At 64.6% G+C, this 17,158-nt stretch carries 14 protein-coding genes; 9 read left to right on the forward strand and 5 right to left on the reverse strand.

What is annotated here, in order from left to right; genetic code table 11:
• Positions 1-210 precede the first annotated feature (210 nt).
• Positions 211-528, forward strand: a complete 318-nt coding sequence (locus DGA31_RS09275; RefSeq protein WP_056840009.1) for a hypothetical protein — start codon at positions 211-213, stop codon at positions 526-528.
• Positions 529-904: 376 nt separating this feature from the next.
• On the opposite strand, the gene DGA31_RS09280 is transcribed toward DGA31_RS09275, so the two are convergent.
• Positions 905-2,587, reverse strand: a complete 1,683-nt coding sequence (locus DGA31_RS09280; RefSeq protein ID WP_109512333.1) for a VRR-NUC domain-containing protein — start codon at positions 2,585-2,587, stop codon at positions 905-907.
• A gap of 145 nt (positions 2,588-2,732) precedes the next feature.
• On the opposite strand from DGA31_RS09280, the gene DGA31_RS09285 reads away from it, so the two are divergent.
• Positions 2,733-3,239, forward strand: a complete 507-nt coding sequence (locus DGA31_RS09285) for a nucleoside 2-deoxyribosyltransferase (RefSeq protein ID WP_109512334.1) — start codon at positions 2,733-2,735, stop codon at positions 3,237-3,239.
• Here DGA31_RS09285 and DGA31_RS09290 read toward each other — a convergent pair.
• Entirely contained in the window at positions 3,232-3,462 is a 231-nt protein-coding gene (locus tag DGA31_RS09290) for a hypothetical protein (RefSeq protein ID WP_109512335.1), read from the reverse strand. The two genes, DGA31_RS09285 and DGA31_RS09290, sit on opposite strands and share 8 nt — an antisense overlap.
• A 51-nt stretch (positions 3,463-3,513) precedes the next feature.
• Positions 3,514-4,446 carry a LysR family transcriptional regulator gene (locus DGA31_RS09295; RefSeq protein ID WP_056840191.1) on the reverse strand — a complete coding sequence of 311 codons (933 nt, stop codon included), beginning with the start codon at positions 4,444-4,446 and terminating at the stop codon, positions 3,514-3,516.
• 121 nt (positions 4,447-4,567) lie between these two features.
• Here DGA31_RS09295 and DGA31_RS09300 point away from each other — a divergent pair, with 121 nt between their 5' ends.
• Positions 4,568-5,659, forward strand: coding sequence for an AbrB family transcriptional regulator (locus DGA31_RS09300; protein ID WP_109512336.1), 1,092 nt, complete (start codon positions 4,568-4,570; stop codon positions 5,657-5,659).
• On the opposite strand, the gene DGA31_RS09305 is transcribed toward DGA31_RS09300, so the two are convergent.
• Positions 5,651-6,256, reverse strand: a complete 606-nt coding sequence (locus DGA31_RS09305; protein WP_056840014.1) for an LbetaH domain-containing protein — start codon at positions 6,254-6,256, stop codon at positions 5,651-5,653. The genes DGA31_RS09300 and DGA31_RS09305 overlap by 9 nt on opposite strands.
• A 626-nt stretch (positions 6,257-6,882) precedes the next feature.
• Between DGA31_RS09305 and DGA31_RS09310 the strand changes: the two genes are divergently transcribed.
• The 6 genes from DGA31_RS09310 (at position 6,883) to DGA31_RS09335 (ending at position 14,968) form a co-directional block, all read left to right on the forward strand.
• Positions 6,883-7,845, forward strand: coding sequence for a helix-turn-helix transcriptional regulator (locus tag DGA31_RS09310; protein WP_056840015.1), 963 nt, complete (start codon positions 6,883-6,885; stop codon positions 7,843-7,845).
• Between the two features lie 111 nt (positions 7,846-7,956).
• Entirely contained in the window at positions 7,957-8,841 is an 885-nt protein-coding gene (locus DGA31_RS09315) for a transporter (protein WP_056840016.1), read from the forward strand.
• Between the two features lie 20 nt (positions 8,842-8,861).
• The gene (locus DGA31_RS09320) at positions 8,862-10,031 is read left to right on the forward strand and encodes an MFS transporter (RefSeq protein ID WP_109512337.1); all 1,170 of its coding nucleotides are present in this window, start codon (positions 8,862-8,864) and stop codon (positions 10,029-10,031) included.
• 30 nt (positions 10,032-10,061) lie between these two features.
• A complete protein-coding gene (locus DGA31_RS09325) occupies positions 10,062-11,168 on the forward strand; it encodes a class II histone deacetylase (protein ID WP_056840018.1) in 1,107 nt (368 codons plus the stop codon).
• A gap of 196 nt (positions 11,169-11,364) precedes the next feature.
• On the forward strand, positions 11,365-12,690 hold the full coding sequence (locus DGA31_RS09330; protein ID WP_109512338.1) for an OprD family porin: 1,326 nt from the start codon (positions 11,365-11,367) through the stop codon (positions 12,688-12,690).
• A gap of 247 nt (positions 12,691-12,937) precedes the next feature.
• Positions 12,938-14,968 (forward strand): DNA topoisomerase III, encoded by a 2,031-nt coding sequence (locus tag DGA31_RS09335; protein WP_109512339.1) that lies wholly within the window; start codon positions 12,938-12,940, stop codon positions 14,966-14,968.
• An 11-nt stretch (positions 14,969-14,979) separates the two neighbouring features.
• Here DGA31_RS09335 and DGA31_RS09340 read toward each other — a convergent pair whose 3' ends face one another.
• Positions 14,980-16,974, reverse strand: coding sequence for a sigma-54 interaction domain-containing protein (locus DGA31_RS09340; RefSeq protein ID WP_109512340.1), 1,995 nt, complete (start codon positions 16,972-16,974; stop codon positions 14,980-14,982).
• Positions 16,975-17,158: the final 184 nt, after the last annotated feature.

Consider the following 17,158-nt stretch of genomic DNA (forward strand, 5'->3'; position numbering starts at 1 on the left):
GAAACTGTCAAAAACCGGGTTTTCAGCATGACTGAGCCGTCTTGCTGATGACCGGGAAGATCATCGGGATCATCGAATCACCCGCCATTTATGGGGTGGTATTGGATGGGGCAACGGCAGTCTGCTACCGTTCGTCGGCTTGCGTGGCACCTATGGACGCAGGTCAAAGACCAATACGTGTAGGCCCCCTCATGTCATGGAGTTTGAATTATGCGCACCAACCGACTGACCATTCTGGCGCTCACCGGCTTGCTGACGGCGCTCTCCGGCACCGCCATGGCGGGCTCCACCGGTCCGACCAACCCGGTCAACAGCAACGCCACCAAGATGCCCGGCACCGACGGCACCCAGACGCCTGGCCATACCACCGACCGTAACTCGTCCAACACCAAGGGCACCAAGACCGGCCCGCAGGAAAGCGGCACGGACACCACGCACAAGGATCACGGCACCACGACGCACGATGGCCATGGCACCACGCCAGGTAGCACCACAACAACGCCATCGGGCAAGCCGGTCACCAACTGATCAAGCATTAAAGCCTGGAGGGTGTGCCGGTCGACCATCAGCGGCGACTGTCACACGTCTGTGGTGGCTATATTGTGTTTTGCTGACCTTATCGTCGGATCGCCGCCTGGAGCCGAGCCCCTTCCCACAGATTGATGTCGCTCACGGTTTCGGGCACGGCATCAGACCGTGGGAGAGGCTGGCTTCGCTCTCATCAAAAAAATAACTTGATGATTTTACTGGATATAAGACTCACCGCCAGTAGGAGCGCGCTTGCCCGCGACCGGCTGCGTAGCAGTCGTAAAATTTCAGCGACCCATCAATTTCTGCGAGCGCTTCGCACTCGGTCGCGGGCAAGCGCGCTCCTACTGATCGGGGGCTGGCGGCGTGCCAATGCCTAACCGATCGGCATGACCCCTACCGGCTCATCAAGCGATTCCGACTGCTCCCACTGCACATAACACACCTCGACCGGCATCTCGTGCCGGGCGCAGAAGTCCAGCCAGCGCAGCTGGTTATCCTGCAACCGATCCCCCGGCCCCTTGACCTCGATCATCCGGTAACGCCCCTGCTCAGGGTAGAACTGGATCAGGTCCGGCATGCCGGTACGATTGGCCTTGATGTCCTGCAGCAAGCGCACGAACCAGTGCCGCAGGTGGGTCGGCGGCAGGCATTGCAGCGCCACGTCCAGTAAGGTCGGGCTGAGTACATTCCAGAACACGAACGGCGATTGCAGCCCGTACTTGCTGCGGTAGTGCTCACGGATCACGGCTTTCCAGTCATCCGACTCCAGAGTGGCCAGGCACTGATCGAACAGGCCCGCACGGCGCGTGTAGAAGTCCGGGCTGTGCAGGTCGGCAGGACCGCTGTGAAACGGATGGAAGAACGCCCCCGGCAAGGGTGCAAAGATCGCCGGCCAGCACAGCAATCCGAACAGCGAGTTGATCAACGTGTTTTCGACGTAATGCACTTGGGCGCCCTCCTCGGCCAGGTGCAGGCCCACCCGCTGCTCAACGCTCAGGCCGGCCTGCAGTGGCACGGTCAGGTCGATACGCTTCACCGCACGCGCTGCGGCACGCCGCTCGGCGGCCAGGCCCAGTTTGCGTTGCAGGCGGGGCAGCACCCGTTGCAGGTGCTGGACCTCGGCATCGCTTTCGGGATTTTCACGCGCTTGCTCCAGCAGGGCCATGGCCTGGACATAGTCGGCGCTGCGTTCCAGCACCCGGATGCGCCGCGAGCGGGCACCCGGATAACCGCAGTCGCTGTAGACCCGCAGCGCCAGCGGCCAGTCCTGCAAGCGTTCGGCCTGCTGGCCGATCAGAAACAACACCTTGCCACGGCGCATGCGCAGCCATTCGTTGGCCGTGTCGATGGCCAGTGCCTGATCGGCCAGCGGCGCCAGTTCGGCCTGCAGCTCCAGCGCCTGGCGGCAGGCATGCAGTTGCTGGCAGACCTCGATGTCGGCACGCGCCGTGATACCGCGCGAATCGGCTGAAAAGCCGACGGTTTCGAAGCGGTAGATGCCCAGGTCGGCCAGCACGAATTGCGACCACTCCTGGTGCAGGTTGCCGAAGTACAGCAACCGCAAGCGGTCGCACAGGTCCATGATGCTCAGGCTCAGCACGGCATCGTCCAACTGCGGGTGCCAGTGCGCCAGCGGCTGCGCCTGCGGGTACAGCGCCAGCAGACGCTCGAACCACTGCGCCTTGCGCTCGCTGCCCTTGCCGGCGTGGGCCTTGAAGCACTGGGCCAGTTCGTCCTTGCGCAGCAGGCTGAACAAGGCCGCCAGGTCCAGCGGTGCCTGGTCATCGACCCATCCCAGCGCCAGCAACGGTTGCACGGCCTGACGGGGATCGCCCAGCTCCGCATAGCTGAGCTTGCTGACCCGAAACAGCGTGCCTTTGCGCATGACCATGCGCACCAGTAAGCCCTGGGCGTTGGTCGGCAGGCTGGCAAAGGTGCTGATGAAGTGCCGCTCCTGCTCATCGAGCAGGTCATCGTAGCGCTGGGCAATCCAGGCCAGCACCTGCTGGAAGTTGACCAGGTAATAAAGCGGATTATCAAGAGCGGAGCTGTTCACGGGCAGATTCGGGCAGGCAAAAGACCGCTCAAGGATACTGGCTATGTGTACAGATGCCACTATGTGCACCCTCTGTCCCGATCAGCGGCAGGCAGACATCAGGCTCACCCTTTAGAATCGTGCCAGTCTCAGGAGGAACCCCATCATGCACACACCGTTGATCTACCTGGCCGGCTTCGATGTGTTCCGCCGCGATGCCATCGACCACGGCCATTACCTCAAGGACCTGTGCGCCGCCCACGGCATGCAGGGCCTGTATCCATTCGACAATGAAGTCGCCGAGGGCCTGTCGCCACTGGAAACGGCGCAGCAGATTTACCGGCACAACGTGGCGATGATCCAGCGCTGCGATGCCGTGCTGGCCAACCTCAACGCCTTTCGCGGCCTGGAGCCCGACTCGGGCACGGCTTTTGAAATGGGCATGGCCGTAGCGCTGGGCAAGCCGGTATGGGCCTACCTCAAGAGCGCCGGCACCCTGCGCGAGCAGGTGCCCCACGACGCACTGGGGCTCGATGAGCTGGGCTTGCTGGTGGAGGATTTCAGCCTGCCGCGCAACCTCATGCTGGCTTGCAGCTGGGCCGGGGTCAGCTCCAGCGTGGAGCTGGGCGCCGAAGCCCTGGCGCGTCATCTGGCCAGGGCCTCGGTCAGTTGATCGAGGAAGAACCTATGTCGCCGGTGAAGCTCGGGTCGAGCTTGTCGGCATCGCCGAAGTCGTCCAGGCCCAGCAGGTCCGGGTCCAGGTAGACCTCGGCGTCGTTGTCTTCATCGGCGTCGGCATCGTTGAGCGGCGACTGGTCGCCGCCCAGGTGCAGCGTGCCGGTATTCGGAAAGGGCCTGAGGGCAAGGCCGGGCAGCGCGAATGAAAAACGGTCCATCGGGTCATGCTCCTGTGCGAAAGGTTTCAAGCGCTTGTTATATCAAGAAAATCAGGGGCTGGCGTATAGAGGATGTGCCGTATCGGGCCAACTGAAGAAATCACCGCCATGGTCACGCAGCAAACCGAGCATCTCCCGCGCCGCCGGCGACTGGTAGGCACCCTTGCGCACGGTCACGCCAATGGTGCGCTTCATGGTGGCGGCCGCCACCGGCACTTCGCGCAGGTGCTGCATGTTGCGGCCGAACTCCAGGCTCTCGCGAGCAATGTAGCTCAGCAGGTTGCTCTGCGCGATCAGCCCCGGCAACAGCGAAATGGAGTTGGCCTCGATCTGCACCACCGGCAGCGGCAGGTCATGCGCGGCAAAGGTCGTATCCAGCCATTGGCGCGATGACACACCGATCGGCGGCAGCACCCAGCGGTAATCGCACAGGTCACGCATTTGCAGGCTGGAACTGAAAATCGGGTGCTGCTGACTGGCGATCACCACCAGTTCGTCGTCGAAGATGGCAAAGGTTTCCAGTTGCTCGTTCTCGGGAATCAGCGTGCAGATGATCATGTCGAGCTGACCGGCATTGAGCGCCTCGCGCTGCAGGTCGTCCTGGCCGATGACCAGTTTGAAGGTCAGGTCCGGCGCCCGTTGCAGCAAGGCCGAGGTGAGCTTGGGCAACAGGTGCTCGGCCATGGTCGCCGCACAGCCCACGCGGATATTGCCCACCAGTCCGCTGGCAAAGTCACGCACCTCGCGCTGGGTCTGGGCGATGCTCTGCTGCAACTCCTTGCCGCGCACCTGCAGCAGCTCGCCCACCGGGGTCAGCTTGATGCGCCGGCCGTCACGCTGGAACAGGCGGGTGCCGAAGGATTCCTCCAACCGCTGAATGCTCTTGGTCAGTGCGGGCTGGCTGCGATTGAGTTTTTGCGCGGCGCGGCCCAGATGACCGAGTTCGGCGATGGTTTCGAAATAGATCAGGTCGCGCAGGTCCATGAATTCATCAACCAAAGTTATCGATTCATGATTATTAGAAAATAGACTTGATAAGTTCAAGCTCCGATACTGCTCACACCCGAATTGCACGGGTTGTTGATCCCTTTCGAGGAGCCTCTCCTTGCCACGCACCGCCCGTTTTGCCCTGCCCTCCCTGTCACCGGCCAGCCAATGGCTGGCGTTGATCATCACCGCCGGCCTCGTCGGCCAGTTGTTTGTCCTGCTCGCCATCCCCGCCGCCCTGTTCCTGGGCCCCATGCTGGTGGCCATCGGCTTTGGCGTGTCGGGTGCCAGCATTCGCATGCCCCGCCCGGTGTTCCAGCTGGGCCAGGGCGCCGTGGGCGTGCTGATCGCCCACGCCATGAGCCTGAGTGTGTTGATGCAGGCGTTGCAGTCCTGGCACATCATGCTGATGGCCACCGCCCTCACCGTGATCTTGAGCGCCGTGGTCAGCCTGGTGCTGGTGCGCTACGCCGGCATTCCCAGCCATACCGCCGCCTGGGGCACCTCGCCCGGCGCGGCCTCGGCCATGGTCGCCATGTCCGAGGACTACGGCGCCGACTCGCGGGTGGTGGCCACCATGCAATACGTGCGGGTGGTCTGCGTGGTCATGCTCGGCGCGCTGGTCAGCCACTGGCTGGCCGCACCGGTCGACAGCGCCGCCCTGGCCAGCCCCGCCTCGACCGCCGCGCACGGCCTGGACCTGACCGACCTGCTGCTGAGCCTGGCAGTGATCATGACCGCCCTGTGGCCTGGCTCGCGCCTGCCGGCCGGTGCCCTGCTGGTACCTTTGCTGGCCGGCACCGCCCTGCAATTGAGCGGGCTGATGAGCATCAGCCTGCCCGACGGCGTGATGATGCTTGGCTATGGCGCCATCGGCTGCTACATCGGCCTGCGCTTCGACCGCGCCACCATCACCTATGTGTGGCGGCGCCTGCCGATGATGATCTTCGCTTCGCTGCTGCTGATCGTGCTCTGTGCCCTGTCGGCCTGGGTGATCGCCTGGCTGATGGACAAGGACTACTTGTCGGTGTACCTGGCCACCAGCCCCGGCGGGCTGGATGCGATGGCGATCATTGCCATCGACACCCACGCCGACGTCGGCTTTGTGCTGGCCATGCAGACGTTGCGGTTGTTCGGCGTGATCCTGACCGGGAGCTTCCTGGCCCGCCAGGTTATCCGGTTCAGCAATCGGAAACTGGCTTCATCGTGACTGCTCGGCATCGAACACCTGACCGCGAGGCACGATAAACCCGGGCGTCAGCAAGGCACCGGGTGCCACCACCGCATTGGCCCCAAGACGCACGCCATCACCGATCAACGCACCGAACTTGTCATGGCCAATGCCGTGCAAAGCGCCCTCGATGTACACCCGGATCTGCTTGTCGGCGCGTTCGTTGCGGTAATTGCACACGATGCTGCCAGCTTCGAGATTGACCCCAGAGCCCAGAATCGAATCGCCGACAAAGTTGAAATGCGCCAGTTTGCTGCCGGCAAACATGAACGAGGTCTTCAGCTCTGCCCCCGGCCCGATCACGCAATGGCCCTGCAACCAGCAACCACCACGCAGGTAGGCACCGGAGGCAATAAAGCAGTCGGGACCGACGATCAAGGGCCCCTTGAGTACCGCTCCGGGCTCGACCGTGGCCGAGCGATGCACGGCCACCTGATCGCTGATCCGGTATTCGTCCATCGGCAGACCGGCGATCAACTGCGTCACGATCTGCGCCGCCTGGGTCATCAGCGACCAGGGTGACGCCTCATGCCAGTCGGCCAGCGCAGAATCCGACCAGCCCGTTACATACTCCATGATTCTTACCTGCACACATTCACCTCATTGTCATTTCGGGAAGCTGCCCTGATGGTTACCAAGACACAGGCAAGGCTAGGCGCCAGCGGTATCCGCGACAACCCGATGACCTGAAAGGCGTGACACAGGCACGCAATGCTGGACGGATTGCGAGCGTGCATGGGGATGGCTCCTTCTTGATATCGAAGCTGCCACGATCCTTCCCACGGGATTGGATGGCAGCTGTGTGCAGGGTAGGAAACCGGTCAAGAAGGCTACCGGCCAGGCCGAAGCCTGCCCACACACAGCCGCCATAAAGAGTGCGGCCATGAAAAAAGCGCCTGCAATCGCTATGGAGACGCCTATGCGCCTTCCTGAATACGGGTTCCTACGCCCGACTGTGGGATTGATCACGGATTGGCGCGAACGATGCCGGGCATCCCGGCCACGCGCAACCGCAGCGGTCCGACAGTGGCTGTATGAAAAGGCGATTCGGTAACCGAGGGCCGCCTCCTGCATCTGTAGGATAGCCATCCTCCACGCGCCGGCCGATACTCGACTCACTGGCCCTGCCCCGCCGCTTCCGGCGTCCGGTCCAACCGCTTGCGTGACAATAAAAATAACAGGTCACACCTGAGGCACCGCCCATGAGCCTGACGGACTGCAACGACCTGCTGAGCGCATTCAGCAGCACCCTCCTGGATATCCAGCGCCTGGCCCACGACCAGAGCGTCGAGCATTTCCATGACGCCATGCTCGGCCGCCTGCAGGGTCTGATCGGCTTCGAGAAAGCCTGGTGGGGCCGCTCGGCGCTGATCGACGGCCTGCCCGAAGAACACCGTCATCACCTGTTCAACCTGCCGGCCGATTACCTGCAGGACTGGAAGTCGATGCGCGAGGACGACATCACCGTGACCCGCGCCTTCCTGAACCCGGGGCGCGCCGTCATCATCGACATGCACAGCACCGCAGGCCTGCGCTGGCTGGGCGACCGCCACGGCATCCGGGAACTGCTGTGTGTCATTGCCATCGACCCGCTGACCTGCCTGACCGAACACCTGGCGCTGTACCGCCGCCACGACCAGCCACGCTTCAATGAGCACGACTGCCTGTTGCTGGACCACTGCATGCCGCACCTGGCGGCGGCCATCTCGGCCAACCAGATCCGTACCCTGATTGCCCGGCGCGAAAGCCTCGACGCCTCGCCCAACCTGGCGCTGGCCGTGTGCGACCGCAAGGGCACCCTGCAATGCGCCGAGCGTGGTTTCATCAAGCGCTGGCTGGCCTGTTTTCCGGGCTGGAGCGGGCCGAACCTGGACATCGCGATCACCGAAGGTGAACAGGCCCTCGAGCATGTGCACCTGAGCATTTCCCGCGCCGGCGACCTGTTCGTGCTGGCCGCCCGGCTGCCCACGCCGTTGCAGTGCCTGAGCCCGCGCGAGCATGACGTGGCGCAAGGTTTCGGCGAAGGCAAGACCTACAAGGAAGTGGCCCGGCAACTGGGCCTGGCGCCCAACACGGTGCGCCACCATATCCGCTCGATCTACGCCAAGCTCGGCATCAAGGACAAGGCACGCATCGCCCAGTTGCTGCGCGCCGGCCCTGACTGATCACACCCCGCCAGACCTCTCCTGACGTTGCTTGACAGCCGCACTGGCGGCCAGGGCGTTGTTGCGCCCGAAATCTGCCCCCACCCACCTCGATAGAAGTGAACACACACGATGAGCACAACACGATTGCTTGGTTGCACCCAGGCCCTGGCCTTTGCCGGCGGCCTGCTCAGTACCGCGGCGGCCCAGGCGGCCGACCTCAATGCCCGGGATTTTGTCAGCGCGCCAGTGGGCACCACGCTGGGCGTGTTCTATGTGCCGATGACCCGGGCCAACGACTATCACGGCGCCGCCAACCGCGCCGGCAACGCCGAGTTGAACGTCAATGCCTTCGCCTGGCGCCAGTTGGTCTTTACCGATATCTGCGGCACGCTGTGCACGCCGCAATTCATTGTGCCGTTTGCCAACATCGATGCGCGCCTGCCCGGCACCACGCAACACCGCAGCGAAACCGGCTTTGGCGATCCGCAGGTGGGCGGCACGCTGTACCTGATCAACAACCCGGACACCCGTACTTACAGCGGGCTGCTGAGCCTGCTCACCCTGCCGGTCGGCGAATACCACAGTCAGAACCCGGATGTGTCGCCGGGCGCCAACCGCTGGGCCGGGACCTTTGTTTACAACTTCACCCAGGGCATCGGCGAAAAATGGCTGCTGGAGGCCAGCCTGGAGGCGCAGCTCTACGGCAGTAACGACGATTACTACGGCGCCACCCTCAAGCAAGAGCCGCTCTATCGTCTGCAGGCCTTTGCGTCCTATGACTTCACCCCCGCGACCTACGGCGCGCTGCGGCTGATCCACGCTGACGGTGGCGAGCTGAAACTCGACGACCAGCGCCTGGACGACACTCACCAGCGCTACACCCAGGTCGGGTTCGAGGTCGGTCACTGGTTCGACAAGCGCAACCAGGGGCTGCTGGCCCTGACGCGCAACGTCGACACCGACAACGGCTATCACGGCAGTCAGGCGTTGTTGCGCCTGGTCCATGTGTTTTGAGCGCCCACAAGGAGCCTGTCATGCCTGTTTCGCAACCTGAAATCAGTTATCCAAGCCCCGCCCTGGCCAACGCGCGGGCACTGATGATCGCGGTGGTCGTGCTGGCCGCCATCGCCCCGTCGCTGCTGATGACCGCCCCGGCGGTGGCGGCGCAACTGGCCACGCAATGGGCGCTTGCGCCGGCGCAGATCGGCAACCTGTTCATGGCCGAACTGGGCGCCATGAGCCTGGCGACGCTGCCGGCGTTCTGGTGGCTCAGGCGCGTCGACCTGCGCCAGGCCGGGGTGCTGGCCGGCGTGTTGTTCGTGGCCGGCAACCTGCTCAGTGCGTTCGTGAGTGACTACAACGCCCTGATGTTGCTGCGCATCGTCGCCGGGCTGGGCGGGGGGTCGCTGATGATTCTGTGCATGAGCTGCGCCGCCTCGTTGAGCAATGCCAGCCGGGTCTATGGCCTGTGGGTGCTGGGGCAACTGGCGCTGGGTGCGGTCGGCTTGCAGGTCTTGCCGGTGCTGTTTGCCCGCTATGGCCTGATGGCCTGCTACCTGAGCCTGGCCGTGCTGATGGCGCTGGCGTTGCCCCTGGTGCGCGCCTTTCCGGCCCGCCTGAACGCTAAGCAGGGAACAGTCAGCGCGACCCTGCCAACAGGGCGGGCCGCCCTGGGACTGCTGGCCATCCTGTGTTTCTACCTGAGCCTGAGCGGGGTCTGGACCTTTATCGGCGGCATCGCCAGCCAGGCATCGATCACCGCCCAGGACAGCGGCCAGGTGCTGGCGATCGCAACGCTAATGGGCATCGTCGGCGCCGCCTGCACCACGCTGATCGGTGATCGCTGGCCGCGCACGCCGCTGTTGATCGGTGGCTACGCGCTGATGATCGGCGCCGTGCTGTTGCTGCAGGACACGCCCACGGCCCTGCGCTTTGCCGTGGCCGCCCTGCTGTTCAAGTTCACCTGGACCCTGGTGCTGCCGTTGATTCTGGCCGGCATCGCCGACCTGGACCCCAGCGGGCGGCTGATGAACGCCAGCAACCTGGTGATCGGCGCGGGCCTGGCCATTGGTCCCGGCGTGGCCGGTCAGTTGATCCAGGCCAGCGGTGATTACCGCACCACCCTGCTCAGCGCTGCCGCCCTGACCCTGCTCTCGCTGCTGCTGGCCCTGGCTTGCCGGCGCACGCCTGCCGCTATTGCCTGAACTGTCCCTCTTTCCTGAAAGGATACGACCATGAACAAGACTGCTTTTTTCTTCGACGAGCTCAGCCTCTGGCACAGCGCCGGCCCCCATGCCTTGATCCTGCCGGTAGGCGGCTGGGTGCAACCGCCGGCGGCGGCCGGCCATGCCGAGTCGCCCGAGACCAAGCGCCGCCTCAAGAGCCTGATGGATGTCAGCGGCCTGACCCGCCAGCTCGACGTGCGCAGCGCCAGCCCGGCCACCGAGACGGACCTGTTGCGCGTGCACCCGGCCGCTTACCTGCAACGCTTTGCCGAGATGAGCGCCGCCGGTGGCGGTCGCCTGGGCGAGGATGCGCCCATCGGCCCGGGCAGCTATGACATTGCCCGGCTGTCAGCAGGCCTGGCCATCGACGCCGTGGAGGCGGTGCTGCTGGGCGAGGTGCGCAATGCCTACTCGCTGTCGCGGCCACCGGGGCACCATTGCTCGGCCGACCAGGCGATGGGGTTCTGCTTTTTCAATAACATCGCCGTGGCCATCGAAACGGCCAAGGCCCGTCACGGCCTGGGCAAGGTGGCAGTGATCGACTGGGACGTGCATCACGGCAACGGCACCCAGTCGATCTACGCCACGCGGGCCGACGTGCTGACCATTTCCCTGCACCAGGAAGGCTGCTACCCGGCCGGCTACAGTGGCCGCGAGGATCGCGGTGAGGGCCCGGCGGTCGGCACCAACCTGAATATCCCGCTGCTGCCCGGTGGCGGTGACGACGCCTACCAGTACGCCATGGATACCCTGGTGCTGCCGGCGCTGGAGAGCTTCGAGCCGGAGCTGATCATCGTTGCCTGCGGCTACGACGCCAACGCGGTCGACCCGCTGGCGCGCATGCTGCTGCACAGCGAAGCCTTTCGCACGATGACCACCAAAGTGCGCGAGGCAGCCGAGCGGTTGTGCGCTGGCCGCCTGGTGCTGGTGCATGAAGGCGGCTATGCCGAAGCCTACGTGCCGTTCTGCGGACTGGCGACGCTGGAGGCGCTGTCCGGCCTGCGCACCGAGGTGCAGGACCCGCTACTGGGCTTCATTGGCCTGCAACAGCCCGCCGCGCCCATGCAGGCCTTGCAGCGTCAGTTGCTGGACGCGCAGCGCCAGGCTTGCGCATGAAGGTGGCGTGCCAGATCAATCGTGTAAGGTAAATGCATCCACGCGGAACTCAGCCAAGGCTTTCGCGGTCGAGAACTCTCACGGCTCTGGATCGCGGTTCTTCACGCACCTGGAGGGTTGTTTACGCCACGCCTGCCATCGACAGCCAAAGGTTGTCGATGGGTCAGCGGGCACAATGAACACAAGGGAATCACTGATGAATGCAACACAATGGAGCGCCATGGCGCTGGCCGTTTCGGCCGGCTTGAGCCCGCTGGCACAGGCCGAGACGATCGAAGACCAGGCCCAGGCCAAGGGCTTTGTCGACGGCAGCAGCCTGTCGATCCTGGCACGCAACCAGTACTTCAATCGTGATCGCCAGGATGGCGCTACAGACAACCGCGACTGGACCCAAGGTTTCATCGGCACGTTCAGTTCAGGCTTTACCGAAGGCACCGTCGGCGTCGGCGTGGATGCCTTCGGTCACTTCGGCCTCAAGCTCGATGCCCAGGAAGGCGACAGCGGTACAGGCAACCTGCAGCGCGACAGCGATGGCCATGCCCAGGACAGCTTTGGCAGCGCCGGTGCCGCCATAAAACTGCGTGCCTCCAAAACGCAGTTGCGCTACGGCAATATGCAGCCACTGGCGCCGGTGTTTGCCGTGGGCGGTACCCGCCTGTTGCCGCAGACCGCCACCGGTTTCGACCTCAAGAGCAGCGAAATCGAAGGCCTGGACCTCGAAGCCGGGCGCTTCACCAGCACCAACAGCAACGTGACCACCAACCAGGATCACGAGATCTACGCGCTGTATGCCAATGTCACCGCCCGGCGCGCCACCTACGCCGGCGGCGTCTACCAGATCAGCCCGAACTGGACCGCCAGCCTGTACGGCTCGCAGTTCGAGGATGTCTGGAACCAGTACTACGCCAACACCAACTATGTGATGGCGCTGTCGGACGACCAGTCGCTGACGTTCGACGCCAACCTGTACCGCACCCTGGACGAAGGCCAGGCCAAGGCCGGCTCGATCAACAACACCACCTACTCGCTGTCGGCCACCTATGCCTTTCTGGTCGCGCACTCGATCAGCCTGTCGTTGCAGAAAGTCGACGGCGACACCCCGTTCGACTACCTCGCCGTGGGCAACAACGGCAACGGCGAAGGCGGCGACTCGGTGTTCCTGGCCAACTCGGTGCAATGGTCGGACTTCAACGGCCCGAACGAGAAGTCCTTCGGCGTGCGCTATACCCTCGACATGGCCACCTATGGCGTGCCGGGCCTGAGTTTCATGGCCCGTCACCTGCGCGGCTACGACGTCGATGGCAGCAAGGTCTCGGCCGACAGCGCCTACGCGGGCCTGTACGGCAGCGATGGCAAGCACAACGAAACCGATATCGAAGCCAAGTACGTGGTCCAGACCGGGCCGGCCAAGGACCTGTCGTTTCGCATCCGCCAGGCCTTCCACCGCGCCAACACCGACCAGGGTGAAGGCGACCTGTCCGAGTTCCGCCTGATCGTCGACTACCCCATCAGCGTGCTCTGAGGACGCGCATGGCGCGCTCACCAGATACTGTGGGAGCGACCAACGGTCGCTCCTGCGAGGTAATGCTGGTCAGTCAAGCATTTGCGGTGGGCTCCTGCAGACAGGGTGCTGGCGGCGCAAAGACGTGATCTCCTGCGCGGATTACCTGCGGGCGGCCTTACTGTATGCCCATACAGATAAAACTTGATCTGCCCTCGCCCCTGACGCATCCTGTCGGCCTCGACCGCTTTGAAGATCGATCCCGGCCATGCGCCTGTATCTCTGTGAAAAACCCTCTCAAGCCAAAGACATCGCCGCCGTGCTCGGTGCCAGCCGCCGGGGCGATGGCTGCTGGGTCGGGCCGGCCGTCACCGTGACCTGGTGTATCGGCCACTTGCTCGAAACTGCCCCCCCGGACGCCTACGACGCGCGCTACAAACGCTGGGCGCTGCAAGACCTGCCCATTGTGCCGGGCACCTGGAAGATGCAGGTCAAACCCAAGACCGCCAGCCAGTACAAGGCCGTCAAGCGCCTGCTGGGCGAAGCCGGCGAACTGGTGATTGCCACCGACGCCGACCGCGAGGGCGAGATGATCGCCCGCGAGCTGGTCGAGCACTGCCGTTATCGCGGGCCCATCCAGCGCCTGTGGCTGTCGGCGCTGGACGACGCCTCGATCCGCAAGGCCCTGGCGGCCCTCAAGCCCGGCGCCGAGACTTTCAGCCTGTACCATTCGGCGCTGGGTCGCTCGCGCGCCGACTGGCTGATCGGCATGAACATGAGCCGGCTGTTTACCCTGCTCGGCCGCCAGTCCGGTTATCAGGGCGTACTGCCTGTGGGTCGGGTGCAGACCCCGACCCTGCGCCTGGTAGTGGACCGCGACCGCAGCATCGCTGACTTCGTGCCGGTGCCGTACTGGGCCATCGAGGTCGGCCTGCGCCACGACGGTCAGAGCTTCACCGCCCACTGGCGTGCGCCGGCCGATGCCTGCGACGATCAGGACCGCTGCCTGAACCAGCCCCTGGCGCAGCAGGCTGCCCAGGCCATGCAGCAGGCCGGTCGCGCCACCGCCACGGCGGTGCGCACCGAGCGGATCAAGGAAGCGGCGCCGCTGCCCTTCGATCTCGGCACATTGCAGGAAATCTGCTCGAAAAAACTCGGCCTGGGCGCGCAGGAAACCCTCGACACTGCCCAGGCGCTGTACGAAACCCACAAGCTGATCACCTACCCGCGCAGCGACTGCGGCTACCTGCCCAACAGCCAGCATGGCGAGGCTCAGGGCATCATCAAGGCGCTGATCCAGGCGGATCCGGGCCTGCAAGCCTTGCAGGTGCATCTGGACCCGCAACGTCGCTCGCGGGCCTGGAACGACGCTAAAGTGACCGCGCACCACGGCATCATTCCCACCGCCGCCGCGCATAACCTGGCGCGCCTGAGCGGCAAGCTCCGGGCGGTGTACACCCTGATTCGCGCCCGCTATCTGGCGCAGTTCCTGCCCCACCATGAATACGACCGGACCCAGGCCGATTTCGACTGCGCCGGCCACGCCCTGCGCGCGGTGGGCAAGCGCATCGTCGAGCCGGGCTGGAAACGCGCCCTGCCCGAGGCCCTGACGCCGCCCAAGGGCAAGGAAGCCGCTCCGCCCCAGGACCTGCCGGCGTTGCACAAGGGCTGTGTCTGCCCGGTCACCGGGGTGCAGCTCAAGGACCTGTGGACCCAGCCGCCCAAGCCCTACACCGAGGGTGACCTGATCAAGGCCATGAAAAACGTCGCCCGCCTGGTGCAAGACCCGTTGCTCAAGCAGAAGCTCAAGGACACCACCGGTATCGGCACCGAGGCCACCCGAGCCGGCATCGTCCAGGGCCTGCTTGATCGCGGCTACCTGGCCAAGAACGGCAAGGCGCTGGCGGCCACCGCAGCGGCCTTCAGCCTGATCGACGCGGTGCCACGGGCCATCGCCGATCCCGGCACCACGGCGATCTGGGAACAGGCGCTGGACATGGTGCAGAGCGGCGAGATGAGCCTGGAAGAATTCGTCGCCAAGCAGGCGGCCTGGATGAGCAAGCAGGTCGAGCGCTGCCAGGGCCTGCGCCTGAACCTGCAAGGCATGCCGGCGCCGGCCGGCGGCACGCCGTGGAAAAAGTCGCGCAAGGGCACCGGCAAGCGCAAGCCGGCTTCGTCTTCATCAAGAACCGCCAAAGTCGATGGCAGTGCGCCCGCCAGCAAGGCCACGCGCAAACCGGCGCCAGCATCGACAGGCGCCGGCAAGGCACGACGGGCACCGCGCAAACCCTCGGCTTGAAGCGTGGCGGCTCAGGGGCGAAAGCCATCCGGGTCTATCCCCAGGCGCTTCATTTTGGTGTACAGCCCGCCGCGTGACACACCCAGGCGCTGGGCACTGAGGCGCATGTTGCCGCCGGTGTCGCGCAAGGCCTGGATGATGGTGTTTCTCTGCTGGCCCTGCAGGTCCTGCGTTGCGCCGGGTAACGCTGCACTGGCGGTCATGGCCCGGCGGGGCCCCTGCAGCAATTCCAGCGGCAGGTCGCCCGGCTGGATCTGCTCGTGGGTGGCCAGGTTGGTGGCCCGCTCGATCGTGTTCTCCAGCTCACGCACATTCCCAGGCCAGGCATGGCTCAGGAGCAGATCCAGCGCCGCCGGCGCGATGTCACGCACGTCCTTGCGCAGCGACTGGGTGACCCGGGCCAGGAAATGCCGGGCCAGCAGCGCGATGTCATCGCGGCGCAGGCGCAGCGGCGGTACGGTGACATTCAGCACATTGAGGCGGTAATAGAGATCTTCACGAAACGCGCCCTCGGCCACCGCCTGGCTCAGGTTGCGGTGGGTGGCGGCAATGATGCGCACATCGACGCGCCGGGATTTCTTGGCACCGACCCGGTTCACCTCCCCCTCTTGCAGCACCCGTAGCAGGCTGACCTGGGCGTCGAAGGCCATGTCGCCGATTTCATCGAGAAAGATGGTGCCGCCGTCGGCCAGCTCGAACTTGCCCGCCGAACCGCCGCGGGCAGCACCGGTGAACGCGCCCTCGACATGACCGAACAGTTCGCTCTGCACCAGCTCGCGCGGAATGGCGCCGCAATTGACCGCCACGAACGGTCCCTGGCTGCGGGCGCTGGCGCTGTGGATGGCCTGGGCGAACAGTTCTTTGCCAGTGCCGCTTTCGCCCAGGATCAGGGTGGTCGAATCGCTGCGGCTGGCGATGCGCGCCAGGCGCACGGCGTCCTGCATGGCTTGCGAGCGACCCTGGATGCTGTCGAAGGTGTAGCGGGCACGGCTGCCGATCAGGCGCTGGGTGATTTCACGGATGCGCCGGTTCTCACGCAGCGACACGATCTGCCCGCCTTCGGCCAGCGGGCACACCGACACCAGGCAGGCCAGCGTGCTGCCATCGGCCAACTGGAAGGTGCAGTCCAGGTCGCGCACCCCGTCGGCCTCGCCCAGCAAGCGCTCGGCACTCGGTTCGCTGCGCCCCAGGTGCCGCCACGATGCGCCCACCTGCGCCGCCTCAACCTTGAACAGGTGCCGCGCATAACGGTTGAGCGCCTTGATCCGTCCCTGGCCGTCGAGCACCACCAGCCCTTCGTTGAGCACTTCAAGCACCGCGCGCTGTTCGCTGAGCAGCGCTTGCAGCGACAGCTGGCGCGACACGGCTTCGGCGGCGGCCTGCACCGTGCCCAGGGTGTGAAAGTGAAACCAGCCGGGCTCGGCGGTCAGGGTCAGCACCGCCCGGGTCTGCCCCTGGCTGTCCCGGATGGGTGCGGCGGCGCAGTGCATGCGGCGCTCGCGCAGGCCGGTGGCAAAGTTCTCCTCGGCCAGCACATAGACCAGGCGGTCCTGGGCCAATGCCAGCCCGGTACAGTTGGTGCCTTGAACTGACTCCAGCAGGCGGCTGCCCACCGGGGTAATGTCCAGGCCACAAAAATGCAGGGTTGTGCCTTGGGCATCGGTCAGGTTGATGTGCCCACGCGGGTTGTAGGCCAGCAGGCCCTGCATGACCTGCGCCGCCGTGGCGATCAGTTCCTGGTGCGCGTGCAGCGTGGCGGCCAGAGGGTCGGCACTGACAAAGCGATAATCGCTGTCCTGCGGGTCGATGCCGGCCGCACGGCTGCGTTGCCAGGACGCCCAGATCATCGGGCGAACCGCTGCCGGACGTTCATCCAGGCCGGCCTGGCAGTCTTCCCAGGCCTGCTGGAGCCCGGGAACGGGCCCGTCGCTCAAGGCGCTGGCGCCCAGTGAGGTCATGTAGTCCAGGTCCTGAACATCGAGTGTCTTGAGCGGAAATGCGGTCATGCCAGCCTGCTTATAAATGTCTATTTTTATTACATGTCAGTGTAGACATGTCATAAAAATAGACATAGATGCGCGGCTTAAATATTTAAAATTTGTTAAATATCAATAGGTTAAAAACTGGCACAGGGTTTGCTCCTGCTTCCAGGCGGCCCGACGTTCAAGGCCCCGCCCCTCACAATAAAAA

The organism is Pseudomonas ovata (genome assembly GCF_003131185.1).
GTDB lineage: Bacteria > Pseudomonadota > Gammaproteobacteria > Pseudomonadales > Pseudomonadaceae > Aquipseudomonas > Aquipseudomonas ovata.

What these genes read in the sequence shown, in the direction of transcription:
- DGA31_RS09285 (WP_109512334.1), top strand. Translation starts at nt 2,733, where the DNA reads ATGCACACACCGTTGATCTACCTGGCCGGCTTCGATGTGTTCCGCCGC.
- DGA31_RS09315 (WP_056840016.1), top strand. Translation starts at nt 7,957, where the DNA reads ATGAGCACAACACGATTGCTTGGTTGCACCCAGGCCCTGGCCTTTGCC.
- DGA31_RS09340 (WP_109512340.1), bottom strand. Translation starts at nt 16,974, where the DNA reads ATGACCGCATTTCCGCTCAAGACACTCGATGTTCAGGACCTGGACTAC.
- DGA31_RS09275 (WP_056840009.1), top strand. Translation starts at nt 211, where the DNA reads ATGCGCACCAACCGACTGACCATTCTGGCGCTCACCGGCTTGCTGACG.
- DGA31_RS09335 (WP_109512339.1), top strand. Translation starts at nt 12,938, where the DNA reads ATGCGCCTGTATCTCTGTGAAAAACCCTCTCAAGCCAAAGACATCGCC.
- DGA31_RS09330 (WP_109512338.1), top strand. Translation starts at nt 11,365, where the DNA reads ATGAATGCAACACAATGGAGCGCCATGGCGCTGGCCGTTTCGGCCGGC.
- DGA31_RS09295 (WP_056840191.1), bottom strand. Translation starts at nt 4,446, where the DNA reads ATGGACCTGCGCGACCTGATCTATTTCGAAACCATCGCCGAACTCGGT.
- DGA31_RS09290 (WP_109512335.1), bottom strand. Translation starts at nt 3,462, where the DNA reads ATGGACCGTTTTTCATTCGCGCTGCCCGGCCTTGCCCTCAGGCCCTTT.
- DGA31_RS09310 (WP_056840015.1), top strand. Translation starts at nt 6,883, where the DNA reads ATGAGCCTGACGGACTGCAACGACCTGCTGAGCGCATTCAGCAGCACC.
- DGA31_RS09320 (WP_109512337.1), top strand. Translation starts at nt 8,862, where the DNA reads ATGCCTGTTTCGCAACCTGAAATCAGTTATCCAAGCCCCGCCCTGGCC.
- DGA31_RS09305 (WP_056840014.1), bottom strand. Translation starts at nt 6,256, where the DNA reads ATGGAGTATGTAACGGGCTGGTCGGATTCTGCGCTGGCCGACTGGCAT.
- DGA31_RS09325 (WP_056840018.1), top strand. Translation starts at nt 10,062, where the DNA reads ATGAACAAGACTGCTTTTTTCTTCGACGAGCTCAGCCTCTGGCACAGC.